This window comes from Burkholderia sp. JP2-270 (genome assembly GCF_003233675.1).
Taxonomy (GTDB): Bacteria; Pseudomonadota; Gammaproteobacteria; order Burkholderiales; family Burkholderiaceae; genus Burkholderia; species Burkholderia pyrrocinia_C.
This window is the reverse complement of the sequence record NZ_CP029825.1, coordinates 940,878-963,018: the sequence shown is the minus strand read 5'-3', so window position 1 is coordinate 963,018 and position 22,141 is coordinate 940,878. Positions and strand designations below refer to the sequence as shown.

At 67.5% G+C, this 22,141-nt stretch carries 22 protein-coding genes and 1 pseudogene; 11 read left to right on the top strand and 12 right to left on the bottom strand.

Features of this window, described 5'->3' with window-relative positions; all coding sequences use genetic code 11:
• The first annotated feature begins 46 nt into the window (after positions 1–46).
• The 3 genes from DM992_RS22225 to DM992_RS22215 all read left to right on the top strand — a co-directional run bounded on the left by DM992_RS22225 (position 47) and on the right by DM992_RS22215 (position 2,591).
• On the top strand, positions 47–1,156 hold the full coding sequence (locus tag DM992_RS22225; protein WP_111018662.1) for a malate/lactate/ureidoglycolate dehydrogenase: 1,110 nt from the start codon (positions 47–49) through the stop codon (positions 1,154–1,156).
• Positions 1,157–1,172: 16 nt separating this feature from the next.
• Complete coding sequence (locus tag DM992_RS22220) at positions 1,173–1,700, top strand: TfoX/Sxy family protein (protein WP_111018661.1); 528 nt, start codon at positions 1,173–1,175, stop codon at positions 1,698–1,700.
• A 312-nt stretch (positions 1,701–2,012) separates the two neighbouring features.
• Positions 2,013–2,591, top strand: a complete 579-nt coding sequence (locus DM992_RS22215) for an NnrU family protein (RefSeq protein WP_111018660.1) — start codon at positions 2,013–2,015, stop codon at positions 2,589–2,591.
• Between the two features lie 133 nt (positions 2,592–2,724).
• Here the strand turns inward: DM992_RS22215 and DM992_RS22210 are convergent, their stop codons facing one another.
• A complete protein-coding gene (locus tag DM992_RS22210; RefSeq protein ID WP_111018659.1) occupies positions 2,725–3,462 on the bottom strand; it encodes a sulfite exporter TauE/SafE family protein in 738 nt (245 codons plus the stop codon).
• A 294-nt stretch (positions 3,463–3,756) separates the two neighbouring features.
• Between DM992_RS22210 and DM992_RS22205 the strand changes: the two genes are divergently transcribed.
• Positions 3,757–4,194: a hypothetical protein gene (locus tag DM992_RS22205; RefSeq protein WP_111018658.1), complete on the top strand. Its 438-nt coding sequence runs from the start codon at positions 3,757–3,759 to the stop codon at positions 4,192–4,194.
• Positions 4,195–4,348: 154 nt separating this feature from the next.
• On the opposite strand, the gene DM992_RS22200 is transcribed toward DM992_RS22205, so the two are convergent.
• Genes DM992_RS22200 through codB form a run of 3 tightly spaced genes read right to left on the bottom strand, consistent with a single transcriptional unit; the run spans position 4,349 to position 7,637 of the window.
• Positions 4,349–5,044 carry a TetR/AcrR family transcriptional regulator gene (locus DM992_RS22200; RefSeq protein WP_239511428.1) on the bottom strand — a complete coding sequence of 232 codons (696 nt, stop codon included), beginning with the start codon at positions 5,042–5,044 and terminating at the stop codon, positions 4,349–4,351.
• Positions 5,045–5,070: 26 nt separating this feature from the next.
• Positions 5,071–6,324 carry a cytosine deaminase gene (gene codA, locus DM992_RS22195; protein ID WP_111018657.1) on the bottom strand — a complete coding sequence of 418 codons (1,254 nt, stop codon included), beginning with the start codon at positions 6,322–6,324 and terminating at the stop codon, positions 5,071–5,073.
• A gap of 44 nt (positions 6,325–6,368) precedes the next feature.
• The gene (gene codB / locus DM992_RS22190; protein ID WP_111018656.1) at positions 6,369–7,637 is read right to left on the bottom strand and encodes a cytosine permease; all 1,269 of its coding nucleotides are present in this window, start codon (positions 7,635–7,637) and stop codon (positions 6,369–6,371) included.
• An 811-nt stretch (positions 7,638–8,448) separates the two neighbouring features.
• Between codB and DM992_RS22185 the strand changes: the two genes are divergently transcribed.
• Positions 8,449–9,363 (top strand): LysR family transcriptional regulator, encoded by a 915-nt coding sequence (locus DM992_RS22185; protein ID WP_111018655.1) that lies wholly within the window; start codon positions 8,449–8,451, stop codon positions 9,361–9,363.
• Positions 9,364–9,652: 289 nt separating this feature from the next.
• On the top strand, positions 9,653–9,892 hold the full coding sequence (locus tag DM992_RS22180; protein WP_235212469.1) for a LuxR C-terminal-related transcriptional regulator: 240 nt from the start codon (positions 9,653–9,655) through the stop codon (positions 9,890–9,892).
• A 41-nt stretch (positions 9,893–9,933) separates the two neighbouring features.
• Here the strand turns inward: DM992_RS22180 and DM992_RS22175 are convergent, their stop codons facing one another.
• Positions 9,934–10,374: a thioesterase family protein gene (locus DM992_RS22175; protein ID WP_111018654.1), complete on the bottom strand. Its 441-nt coding sequence runs from the start codon at positions 10,372–10,374 to the stop codon at positions 9,934–9,936.
• Between the two features lie 207 nt (positions 10,375–10,581).
• On the opposite strand from DM992_RS22175, the gene DM992_RS22170 reads away from it, so the two are divergent.
• From DM992_RS22170 to DM992_RS22150, 5 genes are read left to right on the top strand one after another with little or no spacing between them, the layout of a single operon-like run.
• On the top strand, positions 10,582–11,688 hold the full coding sequence (locus DM992_RS22170) for a 3-deoxy-7-phosphoheptulonate synthase (protein WP_111018653.1): 1,107 nt from the start codon (positions 10,582–10,584) through the stop codon (positions 11,686–11,688).
• A gap of 11 nt (positions 11,689–11,699) precedes the next feature.
• Complete coding sequence (locus tag DM992_RS22165; RefSeq protein ID WP_111018652.1) at positions 11,700–12,959, top strand: Rieske 2Fe-2S domain-containing protein; 1,260 nt, start codon at positions 11,700–11,702, stop codon at positions 12,957–12,959.
• Entirely contained in the window at positions 12,960–13,487 is a 528-nt protein-coding gene (locus tag DM992_RS22160; RefSeq protein WP_111018651.1) for an aromatic-ring-hydroxylating dioxygenase subunit beta, read from the top strand.
• A 14-nt stretch (positions 13,488–13,501) separates the two neighbouring features.
• Entirely contained in the window at positions 13,502–13,858 is a 357-nt protein-coding gene (locus DM992_RS22155) for a non-heme iron oxygenase ferredoxin subunit (RefSeq protein WP_111020347.1), read from the top strand.
• Positions 13,855–14,166: a DUF1330 domain-containing protein gene (locus DM992_RS22150; RefSeq protein WP_047902672.1), complete on the top strand. Its 312-nt coding sequence runs from the start codon at positions 13,855–13,857 to the stop codon at positions 14,164–14,166. The genes DM992_RS22155 and DM992_RS22150 overlap by 4 nt, the downstream gene beginning before the upstream one ends.
• A 283-nt stretch (positions 14,167–14,449) precedes the next feature.
• On the opposite strand, the gene DM992_RS22145 is transcribed toward DM992_RS22150, so the two are convergent.
• The 7 genes and pseudogenes from DM992_RS22145 to DM992_RS22115 all read right to left on the bottom strand — a co-directional run bounded on the left by DM992_RS22145 (position 14,450) and on the right by DM992_RS22115 (position 22,134).
• Positions 14,450–15,988, bottom strand: coding sequence for a DHA2 family efflux MFS transporter permease subunit (locus DM992_RS22145; RefSeq protein WP_111018650.1), 1,539 nt, complete (start codon positions 15,986–15,988; stop codon positions 14,450–14,452).
• A 2-nt stretch (positions 15,989–15,990) separates the two neighbouring features.
• Positions 15,991–17,190: an efflux RND transporter periplasmic adaptor subunit gene (locus tag DM992_RS22140; protein ID WP_111018649.1), complete on the bottom strand. Its 1,200-nt coding sequence runs from the start codon at positions 17,188–17,190 to the stop codon at positions 15,991–15,993.
• Positions 17,187–18,632, bottom strand: a complete 1,446-nt coding sequence (locus DM992_RS22135; RefSeq protein ID WP_111018648.1) for an efflux transporter outer membrane subunit — start codon at positions 18,630–18,632, stop codon at positions 17,187–17,189. Before DM992_RS22135 ends, DM992_RS22140 begins: the two co-directional genes overlap by 4 nt.
• Before the next feature lie 152 nt (positions 18,633–18,784).
• Positions 18,785–19,263 (bottom strand): annotated as a pseudogene (locus tag DM992_RS22130) (shikimate kinase).
• Between the two features lie 44 nt (positions 19,264–19,307).
• Positions 19,308–19,979: a hypothetical protein gene (locus tag DM992_RS22125; RefSeq protein ID WP_111018647.1), complete on the bottom strand. Its 672-nt coding sequence runs from the start codon at positions 19,977–19,979 to the stop codon at positions 19,308–19,310.
• A complete protein-coding gene (gene pheA / locus DM992_RS22120) occupies positions 19,979–21,118 on the bottom strand; it encodes a prephenate dehydratase (RefSeq protein ID WP_111018646.1) in 1,140 nt (379 codons plus the stop codon). Before pheA ends, DM992_RS22125 begins: the two co-directional genes overlap by 1 nt.
• Positions 21,115–22,134, bottom strand: coding sequence for a nitronate monooxygenase family protein (locus tag DM992_RS22115; RefSeq protein WP_111018645.1), 1,020 nt, complete (start codon positions 22,132–22,134; stop codon positions 21,115–21,117). The genes pheA and DM992_RS22115 overlap by 4 nt, the downstream gene beginning before the upstream one ends.
• Positions 22,135–22,141: the final 7 nt, after the last annotated feature.

Below are 22,141 nucleotides of genomic sequence, written 5' to 3'. Positions count from 1 at the left end.
GACGTCCCGATTGCCCAACCCGATCCGACCTGACGGAACCCTGCCGATGACCGCACTGCCGACGCCCGATACCGAACCGCTGCGCATGCGTGCCGAACCGCTGCATGCATTCGTCGCGGCACTCTGGGAACGGGCCGGCAGCAGCGAGCGCGAAGCGCGGCTCGTCGCCGATCACCTGGTCGGCGCGAATCTCGCGGGCCACGATTCGCACGGGATCGGGATGATCCCGAACTACGTCGCGTCGTGGCGGGAAGGGCAGTTGCAGTTAAACGGGCACGCGTCGATCGTCCGCGACGGCGGCGCGGTGCTGACGGTCGACGGCGGCCGCGGCTTCGGCCAGGTGATCGCGTTCGAGGCGATGGTCGAGGGGATCGAGCGCGCGCGGCGCATGGGCATCTGTGCGATCGGGCTGCGCGACGTGCATCACCTCGGCCGCATCGGGCACTGGGCCGAGCAGTGCGCGCGCTCGGGGCTCGTGTCGTTCCATTTCGTCAACGTGCCGGGCGACCTGCTGGTCGCGCCGCTGCACGGCACCGATCCGCGCTTCGGCACGAACCCGTTCTGCGCCGCGTATCCGCGTGCGGGCCGGGCGCCGCTGCTGCTCGATTTCGCGACGAGCGCGATCGCGTACGGCAAGACGCGCGTCGCGCACAACCAGGGCAAGCGCGTGCCGGCCGGGGCGCTGATCGACCATCGCGGCCAGCCGACCGACGATCCGGCCGTGATGCACGAGCAGCCGTTCGGCGCGCTGCTGCCGTTCGGGCTGCACAAGGGCTATGCACTCGCGGCGATGTGCGAGATTTTCGGCGGTGCGCTCGTCGGCGGGCATACGACGTACGGCGACACGCTGCAGAAGACGAGCGCGATCGTGAACGGGATGCTGTCGGTGCTGATCGATCCGAAAGCGTTCGACGCGGCCGATGCCGAGCGTGAAGCCGATGCGTTCGTCGCATGGGCGAAGGCGTCGCCGCAGGCGGGCGATGCGCGGGTGCAGGTGCCCGGCGAGCCGGAGGAAGCGAGTCGCGCCGCGCGCGGCGCCGGCGGCATTCCGGTCGACCGCGCGACGTGGCGGCAGATCCGTGACAGCGCGGCGGCGGTCGGCTTCGACGATGCTGCGCTCGATGCGTGGACGCAGCGCTGTATCGGCGCCGCTTGACGGACAAGGGCGCCCGATGAGCTGGCAGGCGGACAAGGCGCACGGCGAGGAGATCGCGTACCAGATCGCGAGCCTCGGCCATATCGACGTGACGCGGTTTTTCAGCGGTGCCGCGCTGCGGCTCGACGGCGTGATGTTCGGCTTCCTGGCGCGCGGGTCGCTGTTCCTGCGCGTCGACGACGTGAACCGACCGGCATTCGTCGCGGCGGGGATGGGGCCGTTCTCGTATTCGGGGCGCACGCGCACCGTCGCGCTCGAGGGCTACTACGAGACGCCGGCCGATGTGCTCGAGGATGCGGGCGCGCTGTTCGACTGGTGTCGCGGCGCGTATCGCGCGGCGCTGCTGGCGGGGCCGCCGAAGCGCAAGGCGAGGGCGGCGCCGAAACCGCCATCGAAGGCCGCACCGAAAGCTTCGCCGAAACCCGCGCCAAAATCGACGACGGGGCAGAAATCGAAGCCGGCATCGAAACGGGCGGCAAAGCCGTTGCCCGAAATGGCGCCCAAATTGGCTTCGAAATCGTCATCGACACGTAAGAAGTCCTAGTGTCGATCGGCGCGAGGCAACGACTTCGAGACTTCTGTTCTCCTTTCTTTTCGTCGAATATCGACGCAGCAGGGGCGCCGACGGTAAACGTGACGGTACCGGGGCGACCGCGGATCGGGCGCACAAAAGCGTAAAGCTTGCCGCATCGCACATTCTGCATGCTTCACAACGGCGGCCCCGGCGTTTATGATCGGCGCGAATCGCGCTCGTGCCCGGCGCGACCCGCGCCGGCCTCGCCGCCGGCTCCGCGAACGGCGCATCGTACGCCGCGCGGCACGCTCCCCCACTCATCATTCCAGACGGAGACAGCCGATGCTCGTCCTGATTCTCGGTTTAGCGATCTTCCTCGGTGTGCACTCGATCCGGATCGTCGCCGACGGCTGGCGCTCCGCGATGATCGCGCGAATCGGCGAGAAAGGCTGGAAGGCCGGCTATGCGATCGCGTCGATCGTCGGCTTCGTGCTGATCGTCCGCGGTTACGGAGTCGCGCGCGAGGGCGCTGCGCTGCTGTGGGTGTCGCCCGTCGGCGTGCGCCACCTCACCGGCATGCTGACCGCGGTCGCGTTCGTGCTGATTGCCGCGTCCTATGTGCCTGCGAACCGCATCAAGACGCTCGTCGGGCATCCGATGCTGGCCGGCGTGATGGTCTGGGCGGTTGCGCACCTGCTCATGAACGGCACGGTGCACGCGGTCGTGTTGTTCGGTGCGTTCTTCGTGTGGGCGCTCGTCGATTTCGTCGTGTCGCGCACGCGCGATCGCCGCGACGGCGTTCGTTATCCGGCCGGCAAGCTGTCGGGCGACGCGGTGGCGATCGTGGCCGGGCTCGTCGTGTGGGCCGTGTTCGCGCTGTTCCTGCATGGCCCGCTGATCGGCGTGCGGCCGTTCGGCTGAACGCGCACGCCGGGTCAGACCGGCGGCTACGGCAGGAAATTGTCGAGGACAACGCCGAGCAGGATCGCTTTGTGCCGGGCCGCGGGCGGTGAATCGGAATGACTGCCGCCGCGGCGGCAACGGTGTGCGTGTATCAGATCGGCTTGACGAACAACCCGACGGTGAGCAACGCACCGATGCAGACGATCCCGATCCGCAGCACGCGTTCGTTCACGCGATGCAGCGCCCATGTGCCGAGCAGCCCGCCGACGATCGCGCCGCCGCCGAGCGCGAGTGCCGCGCCCCAGTGCAACTGCGGCGACGTCAGGAACAGCACGACGGCCGATGCGTTCATCACGCCCGCGAGCGCATTCTTCGTCGACATCGCGTGACGCGGAGACAGGCCCGCCATCGTCAGCGTGGCCATCATCAGGAAGCCGAGCCCGCCGCCGAAGTAGCCGCCGTAGATCGCGATCATGAACTGCGAGATCGCGGCGGGAATCGTGCCGAGGTGTGCGGTGCCTTCGCTCGGCTTGCGGAAAAAGCTGCCCCACGCGAATACGATCGTCGCGAACAGCACGAGCCACGGCACGAGGTGCGAGAAGATCGACGAAGGCGTCTTCAGCAACAGCAGTCCGCCGAGCGCGCCGCCGACGACACTGATCAGGAACAGCGCGCGAAACGACAGCTTGCCGGCGCCGCGCACCATGTTTCGGCTCGCCCAGCCCGTCGTGACCTGCGCGGGAAACAGCGCGACCGTCGACGTGATGTTTGCCGCGAGCGGCGACATGCCCGACACGATCAGCGCGGGCAGCGTGATGAACGAGCCGCCGCCCGCGAGGGTGTTCTGCAGGCCGGCCCAGAGGCCGGCGAGGATGACGAGGGCGAGCATCGGTGCGGGAACGGTGAGGTAGCTGGGCTCGCTTGCCGGAGGCGGGCAGGCGCGGCGGACGCACGATGGTAATGCAGGATCGCAGGCGCGGGAAGGAAGAGCGCGCCGGGATAATCCGGGGAGCCGATGCGAAACGTCCGTCGCGTCGTGGCGCGGTCGAACGTGCGGGCCGGATTCGGCACGGCGGCGATTCCGGTCGGGAAAGCGCCCGATTTAACGCTTCATTACGATGGGCTTAACGGAAAGGTGCTAAATTCGCCCATCGATATCTCATAGAGCGGAAAGGGCAGACAGATGCTGAAGAAGTTGGCCGGGATGGCAGTGGTGGTTGGTGCGACGGCGGTGGCGTCGCTGCCTGCCGTGGCAGGCGACACGAACAACGCACTGGGCGGCGCACTGGGTGGCGTCGCGGGCGCGGCGGTCGGCAACGCGGTCGGCGGGAGCACGGGCGCCATCATCGGCGGGGCCGTGGGCGGTGGCGCAGGCGGTGCGGTGACGTCGAACAAGCGCGAACGCACGGGCGCGGTCGTCGGCGGCGCACTGGGTGGCGGCGCAGGCGCCGCTGCGGGCAACGCGATGGGCGGCACGGCCGGCAGCCTCGTCGGTGCCGCCGTGGGCGGCGGCGCGGGTGCGGCGCTGGGCGGCCACGTGTCGCGCAACAACTCGCGCTCCAACGACCATTACCGCGGCAACAAGCACAAGAACAAGAAGCGCTACAAGTACGACGACTGACCGGCGGTTCCCCGGCGAGCCGCAGTGGAGCGGGCGGCGAGCGCACATCGTGCGATGTCGTCCCGCACTTCCCCGGCGAATGCTGATCGCGCCGGGTAGCCGGGCATGCCTCCGTGATCGCCGTGCACGAATGGCGACGGAGGCGATCAAGCGGTCATTCCGTCGTTCCGTCTTCGGTTATCAGCGCCTTGAGCACCAGGCCCGAGATGGTGCGGTAAGCCGCGTCGAAATCGTCGCTTCCCAGCGTGCGCTTGCCGAGCACCTGCAGCATCTGGGGAGCGAAGTCCGCATACGCCTGCGTGGCTGCCCAGATCAGGAAGAACAGGTGCTCGGCGTCGACCTGCCTGACCTTGCCTGCGTCGATCCAGCGTTCGAGCACGCGGATGTCGTCGCGCAACACCGGAATCAGTTGCTTGCGGATTTCCTTTCCGTAGGTCTTTGCCCCGCCGATGATCTCCAGCGCGAAAACCCGCGATCCATGCGGGCGATTTCTGGAGAATTCCAGTTTGGCCCGGATATAGGCCGACATCGCTTCCGCGGGCTCGCGATCGGGCGCCGCAAACTCCCGCATCCTGCCCAGCCAGTCGCGCAGTACGTCGTCCAGCACGCGCTTGTAGAGCGCCAGTTTCGTGGGGAAGTAGTACATCAGGTTCTGCTTCGACAAGCCGGCGGCCGCCGCGATCGTCGCAACGGAGCTCCCCTCGAATCCGTACGTGGAAAACGATTCTTCGGCAGCGGCGAGAATGGCCGCCTCGAGCGTGTCGCGCAGCGCTTCCCGCCGGCCGTGGGGCCGGGCGGCCGTTCCTGCGGTCGGCCCGGACGGGTTCATCGTTTTTTTTTCCACCAGCATGTCGGGCCAGCGTTGTCGTCGCCCGCTCAATGCGTGCCCGCTTCAGGATAGGTGATGCGTTCAGGCGCGCGCTGCATGATGACCTTCCCGGCGCGGACCGACAATCGCACCTTTGCCTGTTTGCGGATCACTTCATAGTCGCAATCCGCGTCGAGGATCAGCAGATTGGCCGGCCGCCCGACCGCGATGCCGTAGCGATCGCCCAGCGACATCGCATGTGCGCTGTGCTCCGTGACGAAGTCGAGGCAGCGCTGCAGGTCGTCATAACCGAGCATGTGACACACGTGCAGGCCGACGTCGAGGATGCGCAGGATGTTGCCGTTGCCGACGGGGTACCACGGATCCTTGATCGAATCCTGTCCGAAGCACACGTTGATGCCGGCGCGATCGAGTTCCGCCACCCGCGTAATGCCGCGTCGTTTCGGGTAGGTGTCGAAACGCCCCTGCAAGTGGATGCTTTCGGTTGGACACGAAACAAAATGGATTCCCGACCGTTTCAGCAACCGGAACAGCTTCGAGCAGTAAGCGTTGTCGTAGGAACCCATCGCGGTCGTGTGGCTGGCGGTGACGCGCGCGCCCATCCCGCGAACCCGCGCTTCCTCGGCGAGCACCTCCAGGAAGCGCGAATGCGGATCGTCGGTCTCGTCGCAATGGACATCGACCAGGCAGCCCTTGCGTTCCGCGAGATCCATCAGGAACTTGATGGAACTCACGCCCTGATCGCGGGTATTCTCGAAATGCGGAATGCCGCCGACGACGTCGGCGCCCATGTCGATCGCGCGCTCCATCAGCGCACGTCCGTTCTCGAACGATTCGATGCCTTCCTGAGGGAACGCGACGATCTGCAGGTCGATCAGATCGCGCGCCTCGTCCCTGACCTCGAGCATCGCCTTCAACGCGGCAAGCGTGTGATCGGTGACGTCCACATGCGTGCGCACGTGCTGGATGCCGTTGTCGCGCAGCATCCCGATCGTGGTGTGGGCGCGGGATTTCGTATCGTCATGCGTGATGGTGGCCTTGCGCTGGCCCCACCGCTCGATGCCTTCGAACAGGGTTCCGCTCATGTTCCACTCGGGTTCGCCCGCGGTCAGCGTCGCATCCAGATGGATATGCGGCTCGACCAGCGGCGGAATGACGAGATTGCTGCCTGCATCGATGACGTCGTCTCCTTGCGGCGTCAGCGGCGACGGCTGGAGGTCGATGCCGCGAATCGTGCCTGCATCGATGTCTATCGTGAAGAGGCCGTTATGGCCGCGTAATCTGGCGTTGACGATTTTCATGAGGATTCCTTTTGTTCGTGGGGCCGGGCGGGCGTGAAGCGAAATCATTCACCCTGGACCGACGGTTCGCGGGAGAACGCACGGGAAATCTGCAGCAGCGCGATGTAGGCGGCGGCGGACGCCGCGATGCCGACGATCGGCGCGATCCACGGCGACGTATAGGCGAGTATGGCGCCGATCGCATACGCGGCCAGACCGACCGGATTGAAGCGCGGCAGGCGGGCGGTAGCGAGCGACGGATATTGCCCGCGATGGCGGTACCAGTAGTCCGCCATGATCACGCCGCCGACGGGAGGAATGATCGAGCCGAGCAGCACCAGGAACGGAATCAGCAACTCGTACATTCCGCCGACCGCGAGCACGATGCCGATCGCCGCGCCCGCCAGTACGAGCGTGCGCCGCCGTTCGGTGCGCAGCAGATGGCATCCGGCGGCCGCCACGTTGTACATCGTCGGCCCCTGGATGGTCCAGAGATTGAGGCACAGCATCACGACCGCCGCGATCGACAGGCCTTGCAGCATCATCACCTCGACGATGTCGGCTTGCTGATAGACGATTGCACAGTATGCGCCCGCGACGATCATCAGGCCGTTGCCCGCGAAGAATCCGATCATGCTTGCCCACACGGCGCTGCGCGCGCTGCGTGCGAGGCGCGTCCAGTTGGTTGCCTGGGTGGCGCCGCTGGCAAAGGTGCCGATGACCATGGTCACGGCAGCCGAAAACTGCATCGGATGAGACGGCACGACGTGCGTGAGGCCGGCCCAGCCGCCGATATCGCGGGTGGCGATCCACATCGACGTCATCAGAAGCACGAACATCAACGGCACGGAGACGCGCGACAGCACGTCCATGCCGCGATATCCGATGATGGCCGTGATGGAAAATCCGAAGCCGAAGAGGATCATCAGCGGCGTGGTAACGGAGGCCGGCCACCCGAGCAGCTTGACCAATACGATGGCCACCGTTGCGGTTCCCCATGCGTACCAGCCGAGTTCGGCGAAGCCGAGCAGAAAATCGGACAGCTTGCTGCCGACTTCCCCAAAGCAGAATCGCCCCATCAGCACGGCATTCAGGCCGCTGCGGGCGGCGATCAGCGCGAGCGACGCCGCATAGGCGGCGAGCAACAGGTTTCCGATCACGGCGATCTGGATCATGCTGACGACGTCGAAGGCGACGCCGATCTTGCCGCCGGCGAACATCGTTCCGGTGAAGAACGTGAAACTCAACAACACCATCGTGATGGAGACGAATCCGGTGCGTTTCTCGAGCGGGACTTCGCTTAGCGAGAATTCTCCGTGATCCGATTCGGCCATCGGGCGTGAATCCTGGTTCGTGGGCATCTTGTCTCCCGGTCAGCGATTGGGCTGGGTCTGAAAGGGTTTGCGGGGGCCGTGCATGGACCGATGACGCTCTGTTTCAGCGCGTCATTCTCTCTGGCCAAAATTTTTACATGGGTAAAAATTCGGAATGGGCAGACGGGACGAAACATCACCGGACTGGGTGAAATGCCGATCGAGTCGCGAAAGGGGCGTGCCGGACGATCAAGCGGGTTTTCTCGGATCGCGGGAAGACCTGCGCGAATCGCCCGATCGGGATTTGTTTCGTGAAACGTATGCGCGCCAAAAACGGAATATCGGTGTGAAAGTCAATAGAAGAGTCTAAAAGTTCTGTAATTCGATCCCGATGCGCGGAAGCCGTGTCGGTGGGCCCGGCCACGCAGCGCCTGGTGAAGTTCGCGCGGACTTCGCTGCAGCGGGCTTTGCTTCACCGGCCGGCTTGCATGCGCGAGGCACGGATCGACGGAATCGAATCGGTTTGTTTTATTGTTCATTCGCACGCATCGTTTCATTTAAACCGAATATTCGGCGCGTCAGGTTGCGATTTATTGCAGCGCGATGCACAATCGTTCACAAGTGCAATAAATCCGCAGCGGATTTTCTCAGCGGCACGAATACTCCCCGCCATTCACTGCACGCCGTTTCGGCGGACGCATGATCGTGCGTCAGGCTCGGCGGCGCGACTGCCGATTTCCGGCATATCGCGAATCACGGAGCACATGCGCCCGAGGCACGATGCCGTTGGCCCATCGGCCGGCCGGTCCCGACAGTACAGCATGGGCGCAACATGGCGACTTCCATCGACCTCAATCTTCTCGTCGTTCTGGACGCATTGCTGTCCGAGAACAGCGTCGTGGGCGCGGCCAACGCGCTCGGCCTCAGTCCGTCCGCACTCAGCCGCTCGCTTGCGCGGCTGCGGGTGATGACGGGCGACCCGTTGCTGGTGCGGGCAGGGCGCGATCTCGTCCCGACCCCGCGCGCGCTCGAGTTGCGCGACAGGGTGCATGCGCTCGTCATGGAGGCGCATTCGGTCATGTGCCCGTGCGAACGGGTCGACATGAGTACGCTCAAGCGCACGTTCTCGATTCGCGCGAACGAGGCATTCGTCGAGACGTTCGCGCCGGCACTGCTCGAACACGCGTCGCGCACCGCGCCCGACGTGCGGCTGCGCTTCGCGCCCAAACCGAACAAGCATGTCGATGCGCTGCGCAACGGCGACATCGATCTCGAAGTCGGCGTGATCGGGCAGGCCGGCCCGGAACTGCGCGTGCAGGCGCTGTTTCGCGACCGCTTCATTGGCGTGGTCCGCGCGGATCATCCGCTGGCGACCGGCGAAATCACGCCGCAACGTTTCGCGTCGTTTCCGCAAGTGGGCGTGTCGCGCCGCGGGCAGTTCAACGGCCCGATCGATACGCTGCTCGATTCCCTCGGCATCGCGCGCTCGGTGACCACCGTCGTGTCGAGCTTCCCGACCGCGCTGTCGCTCGCGCGCAGCTCGGACTTCGTTGCCAGCGTGCCGGAGCGGCAGACCGAGCGATCCCGCGTCGGCATGTACAGCTTTACGCTGCCGCTGCCGATCGCGGACCTGACCGTCTCGCAGATCTGGCACCCGCGTTTCGATCGCGACCCCGCGCATCGCTGGCTGCGCGATTGCGTGCGCAGCATCTGCGCGCCGTGCGTTGCCGATGCGATCGCCCGCTAGCCGCGCGGTCGCTTCGATGTGACGCGCCATGCAACCCTGGTGGTGTGCGTCAACGTCATTGATACATTGCGTTTCGTGCATCTTCCGAAGCGTAAATCGATTCGGTATGCTCGATTCCGTTCGGACAACACTGGAGATAATAGGCAGGGAATTTTTTGATTTTGAATTCGCCGAACATTCGTGACGCCTTTAAATAATAAATATCCAATCCGAGGGGTATGTGAATTAAGGTGAACGTTGGAAATCGTGAATCTGACATATTGGCGTCTTATTCTGGATGGGGATACGAATGGTTCAGTTTGCAGCGAATATAGCGACTCCCGCGGATGTCACGCTGAGTATGCGCGAATGCGAGGTATTGCGATGGGCGGCGGAAGGGAAGACCGCGTATGAGATCGGCGTCATTCTCGGCTTGACCGAGCGCACGATCAATTTCCATATTTCGAGATCGATTGTGAAGCTCAATGCGTCCAACAAGACCAATGCGGTCGTGAAAGCCGTGTTGATGGGCCTGATCGTGTTTGCATGAACGGCACCGGGGCGTCCGTCCGTGGACCCCCGGTTGCGGCATCAGATCGCGCCCTGGAACGACAGCACGCGCGTCCTGAACTCTTCCGGCACCGGCACCGTGGTCTTGCTGCCGTAATCGAACATCACGTGCGTGGACACGGCCCGCGCAACCACCGCATGGTCGTCGGCCGAATCCCCGGTGTCCGCCTGCCCGTCGCGCACCATCAGGTATTCCAGTTCGAAGCTCTTCGAGCCGAAGCGCGTGACGCTGCTGCGGACCGTGATCGTATCGCCGTACTGCGCGGGCTTCAGATATTCGCACGAGGTCTTGACCATGATGTGCGGCAGCTTTTCCGAATAGGGCAGTTCGAGCAGATCGTGCATGTAGGTCAGATACGCGTGCTGCAGATAATCGTAATAGACGGGGCTGCTCACATGGCCCATCGCGTCCGTTTCCCGATACTTCACATCGATTCGGGTTTCAAAATATTTTCTTGTCATTACCAGGCTCCTTGGCAGAACGGCGGGTGAGAACGTGTTTGCGCAGGAGTTAAGTTAGACGCGATCCGCATATCGGAATACTGTCGGAAATCACAGATATCCACTATGTGAAATGCTTCTGAGATAAATGACAGTATCACCGGGGATTTGACCGCGCTCTAATTGCCTCCGTAAATCGGCATCCGATCAGCGAGAGTGGAGCGTTAAATGGAAAAATCCGTTGGGGCAGCGTTGACGCAAGGCGTGGCGGTGATCAGTGCGCAGCGGTTGCGCGCCGAGTTGCCGTGCGATCCCGGCCTGGCACGGTCGATCGGCGATGCGCGGCGTGCATTGGCGCGCATCATCGCGGGCGAGGACGACCGGCTTGCGCTGATCGTCGGCCCGTGTTCGATCCATGATGCGGAGGCCGCGCTGACGTTCGCGCGCCGGCTCGCGCCGCTGCGCGAGCGGTACGCCGATGTGCTCGAGATCGTGATGCGCGTCTATTTTGAAAAGCCGCGCACCACGGTGGGCTGGAAAGGGCTCCTGAACGACCCGTATCTAGACGGCAGTTTCCGGATCGAGGACGGCCTGCGCGTTGCGCGCAAGGTGCTGCTCGGCATCAATGCGCTGGGGCTGCCGGCCGCGACCGAATTTCTCGACCCGATGACCGCGCCGTATCTCGACGACCTCGTGTCCTGGGGCGCGATCGGCGCGCGGACGACCGAATCGCAGATCCATCGCCAGGCGGCGTCGGGGCTCGACCTGCCGGTCGGCTTCAAGAACGGCACCGACGGCAACGTGAAGGTCGCGATCGACGCGATCCGCGCGTCGCGCGTGTCGCACAGTTACCTGAGGTCGTCCGTCTCCGGCAGCGTTGAAATCGCGACCACGCGCGGCAATCCCGACACGCATATCGTGCTGCGCGGCGGCAAGACCCCGAACTACGACGCCGCCAGCGTCGCGGCTGCCTGCGCCGCGCTGCGCGACGCGCATCTTCCCCCGTATGTCGTGATCGACGCGAGCCATGGCAACAGCGGCAAGCAGACGCGCGCGCAGATCGACGTCTGCGGCAACCTCGCCGCGCAACTGCATCGCGGGGAGCGCGCGATCGTGGGCGTGATGATCGAGTCGTTCCTCGTCGAGGGGCGGCAGGACCTGGTGCCGGGCACGCCGCCGGTGTTCGGCCAAAGCATTACCGACGCATGTCTCGGCTGGGATCACACGGCCGAGCTCGTCGAGCAGTTGGCTGCCGCGGCGGTTGCGCGGCGGCGTTCGCCAGCCGGCTTCATCGCGCACGGCGCCGCCGTCGCGATGCAGGCCGTTTCTTACTGAAAGGAGCTCTCTTGAACTCACCCATCGACATCGCCCGCGCGCTCGACTGGAAAGGCGACGGCGCCAGCCGCACGCCATACGAGGCGTACACGAGTGAAGCGCTGTACCAGCGCGAACTCGAGCGCCTGTTCTACGCGAATCACTGGTGCTACATCGGCCTCGAAGCCGAAGTGCCGTCTCCCGGCGATTTCCAGCGCACGGAAGTCGGCGAGCGATCCGTCGTGATGACGCGCACGGAGGACGGCGAAATCGTCGTCTTCGAAAACGCGTGCGCGCACCGCGGCATGCAGTTCTGCCGCGAGCGCTCGGGGAAAGCGAAGGATTTCCACTGCCCGTATCACCAGTGGAACTACGACCTGAAGGGCAACCTGATCGGTGTGCCGTTCCGGCGCGGCGTGCGTCAGGGCGGCACGATCAACGGCGGCATGCCGGCGGATTTCGATCCGGGCAAGCACGCGCTGCGGCGCCTGCGCGTGTCGACGCGCGGCGGTGCCGTGTTCGCGTCGTTCGACGAGAACGTCGAATCGTTCGAGGATTTCCTCGGCCCGCGCATCCTGCCTTACTACGATCGCCTGTTCCACGGCCCGAAGCTGACCGTGCTCGGCTACACGCGGCAGCGCGTGCCGAGCAACTGGAAGCTGATGGTCGAGAACATCAAGGATCCGTATCACGCGGGGCTGCTGCATACCTGGTTCGTCAACTTCGGCCTGTGGCGCGCGGACAATCCCGCCAAGCTCGTGACCGATGCGCATCACCGGCACGGCGCGATGGTGTCGATCCGCAGCGGCGGCGGCGGCGGCGAGGTGACCCACAACGTGACCAGCTTCAAGGAGCGCATGACGCTGCACGACGACCGCTTCCTCGATGTCGTGCACGAACCGTGGTGGGGCGATCCGACGGTCGTGATGCTCACGCTGATGCCGAGCGTCATCATCCAGCAGCAGGTCAATGCGCTGTCGACGCGTCGCATCCGGCCAATCGGCCCGGGCGTGTTCGACTACGTGTGGACGCATTTCGGTTTCGAGACCGACACCGAGGAGATGACGCGGCGTCGCCTGCGCCAGGCCAATCTGTTCGGGCCGGCCGGTTTCGTGTCGGCGGACGACGGCGAGGTCATCGAATGCGTGCAGCAGAGCTTCGAGCAGATCCAGCACGGCAACGTCTACAACGAACTCGGCGGCCGGCAGATCGACGAGCAAACCGACCATATGGTCAGCGAAACGCTGGTGCGCGGCATGTACCAGTACTGGCGCCAAGTGATGGAGGCCTGAATGAGCACGATCACGACACGAACGGACCGGCTGGCCGCGGTGCCCCACGCGAGCGGCGCGAGCTTCGAGGATTTTTACGCGCTCGTCCAGCTCAACGCGCGGTATGCGGCCGTGCTCGACGGCGGCGACTGGGATGCGTGGCCGGAATTCTTCACCGAGCAATGCCGGTACACGGTGGTGCCGCGCGAGAACCACGAGCGCAGCCTGCCGCTCGCGGTGATGGATTTCGAGAGCAAGGGCATGCTGAAGGACCGCGTCTACGGGATCAAGGAGACGCTGTTCTTCGACCCGTACTACCAGCGCCACGTGATCGGGCTGCCGCTCGTCACGTATCTCGACGACGCGGCGATCGAGGCGGAGACGAACTACGCGGTGCTGCGCACGAAGACCGAGCAGATGAGCGACGTGTACAACACGGGGCGCTATCTGGACCGGATCGTGCGCACGCCGCAGGGGCTGCGTTTCGAGTCGCGCATCTGCGTCTACGACAGCGAGATGATTCCGAACTCGCTGATTTATCCGATCTGAACGAGGTGCCGAAAGTGACTACGGAATGGATCGATGCGGTTGCGCCGGAAGCGGTGCGCACCGACGGAATACTCGGCGTCCGGGTGGGCGGCCGCGACATCGCGCTGTATGCGGTCGGCGACGAGATCTTCGCGACCGAGAACCAGTGCACGCACGGCGACGCACGCCTGAGCGACGGTTTCCTGCTCGACGACGAGATCGAGTGCCCGCTGCATCAGGGGCGCTTCAGCGTGCGGACCGGCATCGCGCTGTGCGCGCCGCTGACGACGTGCGTGCGCACCTATCCGGTGAAGATCGAGAACGGCCGCGTGTTCGTGCAGCTCGCGCCGGCCGATGCGGCGGCGCCGGCGCCGGCGGAGGTGCGGTCATGAGCGCGTACGTGGTGTTCGATATCGACGTGCACGACGTCGACGCATACCAGGCGTACCGCCGGCTCGGCGCGCCGACGGTGGCCGCGTACGGCGGGCGCTTCCTGGTGCGCGGCGCCGAAGTCGAGACGCTGGAAGGAGACTGGGCGCCGAAGCGCGTCGTCGTGCTCGAATTCGAGTCGGCGGAGCGCGCCCGCGAGTGGTATCGGTCGGAGGGCTATCAGGCCGCGAAGCGGTTGCGCGAGCCGGCCGCTCGGACGATCGGCATCCTTGCCGACGGGTACGTTCCGGCCGCCGGCGATCCGCGTTAAGCGGTGCAGGTGAAGGGGCTCCGCGCCGTGTCGATCGGCGCGGAGCCCCTTTTTCATATGGGGTGCCGTCGAGTGCGACCGGCACGATCGATTCATCGGCGATGGCGATGCGATCCGGCGGATGCCTTCGCCGCCTTTCGGCGCCCCGGTTACCCGGTCGGTCGCTCCCGTCGGGCGAGACGGGTTCCGGATATTTCTCCTCGTACGTTTTCACACGTGCCGTTGCCCGGCGCACGCTGTGGCGGTGGTGCATGCGCGGGCGCGCTTTGCCGTCAGGAACGCGTCACGCATGGCGGTAGCGGATCGACCAGACCGCCAGCAGTGTCGCGCCGAACAGCAGCAGGCAGCCGAACGAGAAGTCGTTCAGCGCGAGCATGTGCGCTTCGACGTCGATCGCATGCGAGACCGACGCGAGCGCGCCGGACGGCGACAGCCCAGCGTGATCGAGCCGCGCGAACCAGTCGCCGGACGCGAAATCGTACGGCGTGATGTGGTCGACGAGATAGGTGTTGTGCACGCGGGAGCGGCGCTCGAAGTAGGTCGGCGCAACCGCCGTCGCGACGCTGGTGCCGATCCGCCGCAGCGCGTTCTGCAGCCCGGATGCCGCGGGCAGCCGCTCGCGGGGCAGCCCGGCGAGCGACAGCGACACGAGCGGCGTGATGAAGAACGCGGTGGCGGCGCCCATCAGCAGCGAATTGGCCGCGATGTCGCCGATCGTCACGTCGCTGTTGAAGTGCATGCGCCAGAACGATGCGGCGCCCCAGCCGACGAGCGCGACGGTCGCGAGCAGGCGCGGGTCGGTGCGACCCTGGAAGCGGCCGAGCAGCGGCGCGATCACGATCCCCGCGAGGCCCAGCGGCGCGGTGGCGATGCCGGCCCACGTGGCCGTGTATCCCTGCTGGGTCTGCAGCCACAGCGGCACGAGCACCAGCGCGCCGAAGTAGAGCCCGAAGCCGACCGTGATCGCGAGCGTGCTCGTCGTGAAGTTGCGGTCCGCGAACAGCCGCAGGTCGACGATCGGATGGCTGTCGGTCAGCTCCCAGAGGATCAGCGCGATGAACGACACGACGCCCACGACCGCCAGCATGCGAATTTCGTCGGATGCGAACCAGTCGAGGTTCTGGCCGCGATCGAGCAGCAACTGGAACGAACCGAACGCGGCGGTGAGCAGCAGCAGCCCGACGACGTCGACCGGCAGCCGCCGCGTCGCGTTGTCGCGTCCCGCCAGCAGCCGCGCGAGCACGCCCAGCACGAGCACGCCCGGCGGCACGTTCACGTAGAAGATGTACGGCCAGCTCAGGTTGTCGGTGATCCAGCCGCCGGCGATTGGCCCGAGCACCGGCGCGACGAACGTCGTGGTCTGCCACACGGCCAGTGCGACGTGGCGGCGCGTCGACGGGAATACCGCGAGCAGCAGCGCCTGGGACAGCGCGGTGATCGGGCCCGACGCGGCGCCCTGAAGCGCGCGAAACAGCAGCAGCGACTCGAAGTTCGGCGCCATCCCGCACAGGATCGACGTGAGCACGAACAGCAGCACCGACACGCGGAACAGCCGCACCTGGCCGAAGCGCTGCGTGAGCCAGCCGGTGAGCGGCAGCGTGATCGCGAGCGGCGTCGCGAACGAGGTCAGCATCCACGTGCCCATGTCCGGCGCGACGCCGAGATCGCCCGCGATGGTCGGGACGGCGACGTTCGCGATCGTCAGGTCGAGCGTCTGCATGAAATTCGCGACGCTGACCGCGATCGCGACGAGCGCCAGCGGCATGCCGGCGAGCGGCTCCAGCGGCAGTTTCGGCGCCGCGTTCCGGGCGAAGAAGCGCATCGTCAGGCTCCCGGTGCGAGCGGGCGCGCGCCGCTGTTCGCGCGAATCGTCTCGGCGACGAGCGCATCGCCCGCTTCGTCGTCGTCGCGATAGATCGACGTGGCGTCGATCGACCGGCGCGCTTCGGGCGCATGGGCGGGCGGCGACGCCGATGCGGTGCCGGGGCCGTGATCGACCGGCACCGATGCCGTCATCGACAGGCCGATGCGCAGCGGGTGCGCGCGCAGCTCGGCGGGATCGAGCGCGATCCGGACCGGCACGCGCTGGACGACCTTGATCCAGTTGCCGGTCGCGTTCTGCGCGGGCACGGCCGCGAAGGCGGCGCCGGTGCCGGCTTCGAGCCCGACGACGCGCCCGTGGAACACCACGTCGCTGCCGTACAGGTCCGAGAACAGCTCGACCGGCTGCCCGGCGCGCATGCCGCGCAGTTGCGATTCCTTGAAGTTGGCTTCGACCCACACGTGATCGAGCGGCACGAGCGCCAGCGACGGCGTGCCGGGCGAGACGTGCTGGCCGACCTGCACGACCCGGCGCGTGACGAGCCCGCCGAGCGGCGCGCGTATTTCGGTGCGGCGCAGCGCGAGCGCCGCGCTGCGGACCCGGGACGCCGCCGCGCGCACGAGCGGATTCGTGTCGATCGACGTGCCGTCGGTGTGCGCGAGCGTCGCATCGTACGCGGCCTGCTGCGCGTTCAGCGCGGCTGCCGCGCCGTCCATCGCATCCCGCGCATGGCGAAGATCCTCGCGCGACACGCCGCCGTCTTGCGCGAGGCTCAGCCGGCGCTGCAGGTCGTCGTTCGCCTTGGACCATTCGGTGCGCCGCACCCGGATCTGCGCTTCTTCGCGCACCGCGTCCGCATGCGCGGTGCGGTATTGGCGCACCGCGCGCGCGAGTTGCGCGACCGCTTCGTCCAGCGCGAGCCGGGCATCGGTCTTGTCGACGCTGAACAGCAGGTCGCCCGGACGGACCCAGTCGGCGTTCTGCACGCGCACCGCGTCGACGGTCCCGCCGATCTGCGGCGAGATCTGCACGACGTCGCCGGACACGTACGCATCGTCGGTCGTCTCGGTGCCGCGCGTGGTGGCCCACGCGACGGCGGCGAGGCCGGCCGCGCCGGCGAGCGCGATGAAGAACCAGCGGAAGTAGCGCCGGCGCGCGCGTTGCAGCGGCGGCTCGGCGGCGGGGGATTCGGGACGGTTCATTGCGTGACTCCAGTGGAAGTGGTGCCGCCGAGCGCGGCGATCAGGCGGGCATGCTCGATCGCGAACGACGCATCCGCACGCGCGACCGACGCGCGATCGTCGAGCAGGCGGCCTTGCGCGAGCAGCACGTCGAGGTAGCCGGAAATGCCTTTCCGGTAGCGCTGCGTCTCGATGTCGTAGGTCTGTTGCGCACGCGCCAGCGCTTCGCGCTGAAGCGCACGCTGCCGGCCGAGCGTGTCGATCTGGACGAGTGCGTCGCTGACCTGTGCGAGCGCGTTGACGACCGTGTCGTCGTACACCGCGACGGCGGCGTTGTAGGCGGCGGTTTGCGCGCGCAGGCCGGCGCGCAGGCGGCCGCCCTCGAAAATCGGCAGCGTGATCGCGGGGCCCGCGCCGAACGTGCCGCTGTTGCCGTGGAACAGTGCGCGGAAGCCGAAGCTCTGCACGCCGGCGAAGGCCAGCAGGTTGACGTCCGGATAGAACGCGGCGCGCGCCGCGTCGATGTTCGCCGCTTCGGCTTCGACCCGGTAGCGCGCGGCCAGCACGTCCGGCCGGCGGCCGATCAGTGCCGCGGGCAGGACGGCCGGCATCGGCAGCTCGGCCGCCGGCGGCGCGGCAGGCTTCAGCGCATCGGCGTAACCGGGCCCCCGGCCGACGAGCGCGGCGAGCCGGTGGCGCAGCCGGGCCGACTCGGCCGCATGCGTGTTGATGTCGGCCTGCGCGTGCGGGATGGGTTCGCTCGCCCTGAGCACGGCGACCTGCATGTCGAGACCGGCATCGGCGCGTTGCGACGTGAGGCGGAGCAGATAGCTGTGCTGCTGCAGCGTATCGCGCGCGATCGCGAGCAGTTGCTGTTCGAGCGCGAGCTGCAGATAGGTTTCGACGATCGCCGCCTGCAGCGATACGGTTGCCGCGTGCTCGAGCGCGCGCTGCTGGTCCGCGCGCAGCGCCGCGGCGCGCGCCAGCGCGTGCTGCCGGCCGGCGATGTCGAGATCCCACGACGCGCCGAGGAGCGCCTGCGCGTCGACCTGCCAGTGTCCGGCCGCGGGCGGCGGCGTCCGGTAGCTGCCCGGCAGGCGGGTCGGCACTGCGCTCGCCGTCGCGCCGAGCTGCGGCAGCAGCGCGGCGTTTTCGACGTCGGTGTCGGCCAGCGCCTGCGCGACGCGTTCGCGCTGCGCCTGCAGCGTCGGTGCGCCGGCCAGCGCGTCGTCGACGAGACGATCCAGCTGGGCATCGCCGAACGCGGTCCACCAGCGTTCGGCGATCGTCGGCGCGCCGGCGCCAGCGGAGCGGATCGCGGCGCCCGCGTCGAGCTGCTCGACGGGGGTGATCCGGGCCGCCGGGCGTTGCGTGCCGAACGGGGCGCAGCCGGCGAGCGCGAGCGCGGCGAGCGCGGGAACCAGGCGGCGGGCGCCGCGCGCTCGGTCGATGAGGAAGGGCATGGTCGGTTTCCTGTGACGCGATGGCGAACGATTTGTATCTAAAAATATATCTTTAGATATTATTTGACGATCGGCAACTGTTAGAAATGGCAGTCGGCCGAATCGGCCGGCATCGTTGAAACCGCTGAAGGGGACAGATAAGGTCGCGCGGATTACGCCATCGCGAGCGCGTCGAGCGCTGCCGCGAGCGTTCGGGCGACGGACTGGCCCGACGTGTCGATGCGGCAGTGCGCGCAGGCGTGGTACAGCGATTCGCGCGCGTCGTGCAGCGCGGCGAGCGCCGCGCGCGGGTCGGCGACGTTCAGCAGCGGACGGGACGCGTCGTCACGCGTGCGGTGCCACAGGGTGTCGAGATCGCTCGCGAGATGGATCACGAAACAGCGCTGGCCGAGCCCCGGGCGCGCGTATCGGCGCGCAGCACGGCGCCGCCGCCGGTCGCGAGCACGAGCGCCGGCCCGCGCGTCAGTGCGTCGATGACGTCGGCTTCGCGCGCGCGGAAGTCGCCTGCATGGAATTGCGCCGCGACGGGCGCGCCGAAGCGGCGTTCGAGTTCGCGGTCGGCGTCGACGAACGGCAGCGCGAGCGCGCGGGCCAGTGCGCTGCCGAGGGTCGTCTTGCCGGCGCCGGGCATGCCGACGAGCGCGATGCGCGTCGGGCCGGCCTGCGGGCGCGGGCTCACAGGCGGCTCCGCAGCGACGGGGCGCGGCGCGTCACGGCGGCGATGCGCTGCATCCGGACGTAATTGGCGAGCGGGTCCAGCGCATCGGTGACGAAGGTGTGAGGCGCGCCGGGGGCCGTGTCCAGCGCGATGCCTGCGACCACCAGCGAGCCGTCGCACAGTGCGTCGGTGAATGCGCCGATCCGGGCGCCAAGCGCCGGCGACGCGGCGCCGAGATCGGCGACGACGCGGCGCGAGCGCGGCCAGTCGACCGGCTCGGCCGCGCGTGCCGGCCAGCGCGCCAGCAGGCCGCCGGGCAGCGGCGTCGCGGCCCGTGCAGCGGCTGTTTCGAGCACCCGCCAGGTCAGCGGCGCGACGGGCAGGCACGCGCGCCAGCGGCTATAGGCGGACGCCGCGGTGTCGCCGATCGCCACCGCCGGAAGCCGGAGCCGCGCGCAGCGCCGCAGCAGGCACGCGGTATCGGCGGCATCCGGCGCGCCGCGCACGAACGGCAGCAGTTCCAGTTCGTCGTCGTATTCGGCGCGCAGCGCGCGCAGCCATCGCCCGGCGGCGAGTGGCAAGCAGCCCGCCGCGGCGATGCCGCACAGCACGAGCAGGCGATCGTCGCGACCGTCGCGAATCGCGAGCAGCCGGGCGGCGACGCGGGACGAAGCAGGCGCCGTCGTCATCACGCGGCCGGGCCGTCGGCGTGCCCGGCCGTCTCGCCCACGGCACGCGGATAGGAGCCGAGGACGCGCAGTTCGGAAGCGGCGAGCGCGATTTCGTCGAGCGCCGCGCGCACGTTCGGATCGAGCTGGTGCCCGCCGAAGTCGATGCAATACCGGTACGCATGTCCGGCCGCCCGCGCCGGGCGCACATCGACCCACAGCAGCGGTGCGCGGTGGTGGGCGAGCGCATCGAATATGCGCGCGAGCGCGTCGGGCGCATCGGTCGGCCGCAGCACGATGCTCGTGCGGTCCTGGCCGGTCGGGGCGGGCGTCTGGCCGCCGACGATCACGAAGCGCGTGCGGTTGTCCGGATGATCCTGGATTGCGCGGGATACGATTCGCAATCCGTAAAGAGCGGCCGCCGGTTCGCCGGCGATCGCCGCGCAGTCATACAGGTGCGCGGCCTCGCGCGCGGCCACTGCGTTGCTGGATACCGGGATGCGGCGCAGGCCGGGCGCATGCGCGTCGAGCCACGCGCGGCATTGCGCGAGCGCCTGCGGATGGCCGACCACGCTGTCGACGCCGGCGAGCGATCCGCTGGCGCTCAGCAGGCAGTGCGCGACCGGCAGTTCGATCTCGCCCGTGACGGGCGCCGCTTGCGCGATCAGCAGGTCGAGCGTGCGGGTCACGCTGCCTTCGGAGGAATTCTCGACCGGCACGACCGCGCATTCCGCATCGCCGCGCGCGAGCGCTTCGAATACCGCGTCGATCGTTTCGTGCGCCTGCCCGCGGGCGAACTCGCCGAAATGACACAGCATCGCGGTTTCGGTGTAGGTGCCCGACGGGCCGAGGAACGCGACGGACGGCAGCGATTGCGCGTCGCGGCTCGCGCGGAACAGCGTCTGCCAGATGGCTCTCAGGTCGCGGTCGCGCAGCCCCCACGGCGCGCGCGTGCACAGCTCGGCGACGATCGACGCTTCGCGGGCCGGCTGCCGCACCGCGAGCCCCGCATGCCGCTTGAGACGGCCGATTTCGGTCGCGTGAGCGATGCGCTGGCCGATCAGCGCGAGAAGCTCGTCGTCGATCACGTCGATCTGCGCGCGGCGGCGCGCGATCGCATCGTCGACGGACGACGGGGCGGCAAGCTCGGACGGCGTCATGGCGTTTCGATCCGTGAAGTCGAGGAAACGGACGGGCGGCGTGCGGCGACGTGCGCGGCCGCGCCCGGCTGCACGCGCGCGACGGCGCGGTCGTATTCGGCTTCGAGCCGCTCGACGATCTCTGCGACGCTGAGCACCGCGTCCATCGCGCCGACGCCCTGGCCGGCCCCCCAGATGTCGCGCCACTGCTTCGCGCCGCCATCCGGCGAGAAATCGAGCTGCGCGCCGTCGACCCGCGCGAGACGGCGCACGTCGAGCCCGGCCGCTTCGATGCTCTGGCGCAGGTAGTTGCCGTGGACGCCGGTGAACGCATCGGTGTAGATGATGTCGGCCGCGTTGGCTTCGACGATCGTGTCCTTGTATCGCTGCACCACGTTTGCTTCGTGCGACGCCAGGAAGCGTGTACCGATATACGCGAAGTCGGCGCCGAGCGCGCGTGCGGCGGCTATCGCGTCGCCCGTCGCGATCGCGCCGGACAGCGCGATGAAGCCATCGTAGAAGCGCCGCACTTCGGCGACCAGCGCGAACGGCGACAGCGTGCCGGCATGGCCGCCCGCACCCGCCGCGACGAGAACGAGGCCGTCGACGCCGGCCTCCAGCGCCTTCTGCGCGTGCCGCACCGTCGTGACGTCGTGCAGTACGATCCCGCCGTACGCGTGGATCGCATCGACGACGTCGCGCGACGGCGCGCGCAGGCTCGTGATCATCAGCGGCACGCGCCGGTCGATGCAGATGCGCAGATCCTGTTCGACGCGCGGATTCGACGGATGGCAGATGTGATTGACCGCATACGGGCCGACCGGCGCGTCGGGATGGGCGTCCCGGTATGCGCGCAGCGTGCCGTCGATGGTGTCGATCCAGTCGCCGAGCTGCGCGCTGGGCCGTGCGTTGAGCGCCGGAAATGCGCCGACGATCCCGCTCCTGCACTGGGCGAGCACCATCTCGGGATAGCTCGCGATCAGCATCGGAGACGCAATCACCGGCAGCCGGAGACCCTGCAGAGGAAGCGGAATCATGGTCGGG

Coding starts and splice junctions, on each gene's coding strand:
- DM992_RS22220 (WP_111018661.1), top strand. CDS start 1,173: ATGAGCTGGCAGGCGGACAAGGCGCACGGCGAGGAGATCGCGTACCAG.
- DM992_RS22140 (WP_111018649.1), bottom strand. CDS start 17,190: ATGAACCGTCCCGAATCCCCCGCCGCCGAGCCGCCGCTGCAACGCGCG.
- DM992_RS22125 (WP_111018647.1), bottom strand. CDS start 19,979: ATGACGACGGCGCCTGCTTCGTCCCGCGTCGCCGCCCGGCTGCTCGCG.
- pheA (WP_111018646.1), bottom strand. CDS start 21,118: ATGACGCCGTCCGAGCTTGCCGCCCCGTCGTCCGTCGACGATGCGATC.
- codA (WP_111018657.1), bottom strand. CDS start 6,324: ATGAAAATCGTCAACGCCAGATTACGCGGCCATAACGGCCTCTTCACG.
- DM992_RS22215 (WP_111018660.1), top strand. CDS start 2,013: ATGCTCGTCCTGATTCTCGGTTTAGCGATCTTCCTCGGTGTGCACTCG.
- DM992_RS22145 (WP_111018650.1), bottom strand. CDS start 15,988: ATGCGCTTCTTCGCCCGGAACGCGGCGCCGAAACTGCCGCTGGAGCCG.
- codB (WP_111018656.1), bottom strand. CDS start 7,637: ATGGCCGAATCGGATCACGGAGAATTCTCGCTAAGCGAAGTCCCGCTC.
- DM992_RS22170 (WP_111018653.1), top strand. CDS start 10,582: ATGGAAAAATCCGTTGGGGCAGCGTTGACGCAAGGCGTGGCGGTGATC.
- DM992_RS22175 (WP_111018654.1), bottom strand. CDS start 10,374: ATGACAAGAAAATATTTTGAAACCCGAATCGATGTGAAGTATCGGGAA.
- DM992_RS22150 (WP_047902672.1), top strand. CDS start 13,855: ATGAGCGCGTACGTGGTGTTCGATATCGACGTGCACGACGTCGACGCA.
- DM992_RS22225 (WP_111018662.1), top strand. CDS start 47: ATGACCGCACTGCCGACGCCCGATACCGAACCGCTGCGCATGCGTGCC.
- DM992_RS22210 (WP_111018659.1), bottom strand. CDS start 3,462: ATGCTCGCCCTCGTCATCCTCGCCGGCCTCTGGGCCGGCCTGCAGAAC.
- DM992_RS22135 (WP_111018648.1), bottom strand. CDS start 18,632: ATGCCCTTCCTCATCGACCGAGCGCGCGGCGCCCGCCGCCTGGTTCCC.
- DM992_RS22205 (WP_111018658.1), top strand. CDS start 3,757: ATGCTGAAGAAGTTGGCCGGGATGGCAGTGGTGGTTGGTGCGACGGCG.
- DM992_RS22160 (WP_111018651.1), top strand. CDS start 12,960: ATGAGCACGATCACGACACGAACGGACCGGCTGGCCGCGGTGCCCCAC.
- DM992_RS22115 (WP_111018645.1), bottom strand. CDS start 22,134: ATGATTCCGCTTCCTCTGCAGGGTCTCCGGCTGCCGGTGATTGCGTCT.
- DM992_RS22200 (WP_239511428.1), bottom strand. CDS start 5,044: ATGCTGGTGGAAAAAAAAACGATGAACCCGTCCGGGCCGACCGCAGGA.
- DM992_RS22185 (WP_111018655.1), top strand. CDS start 8,449: ATGGCGACTTCCATCGACCTCAATCTTCTCGTCGTTCTGGACGCATTG.
- DM992_RS22180 (WP_235212469.1), top strand. CDS start 9,653: ATGGTTCAGTTTGCAGCGAATATAGCGACTCCCGCGGATGTCACGCTG.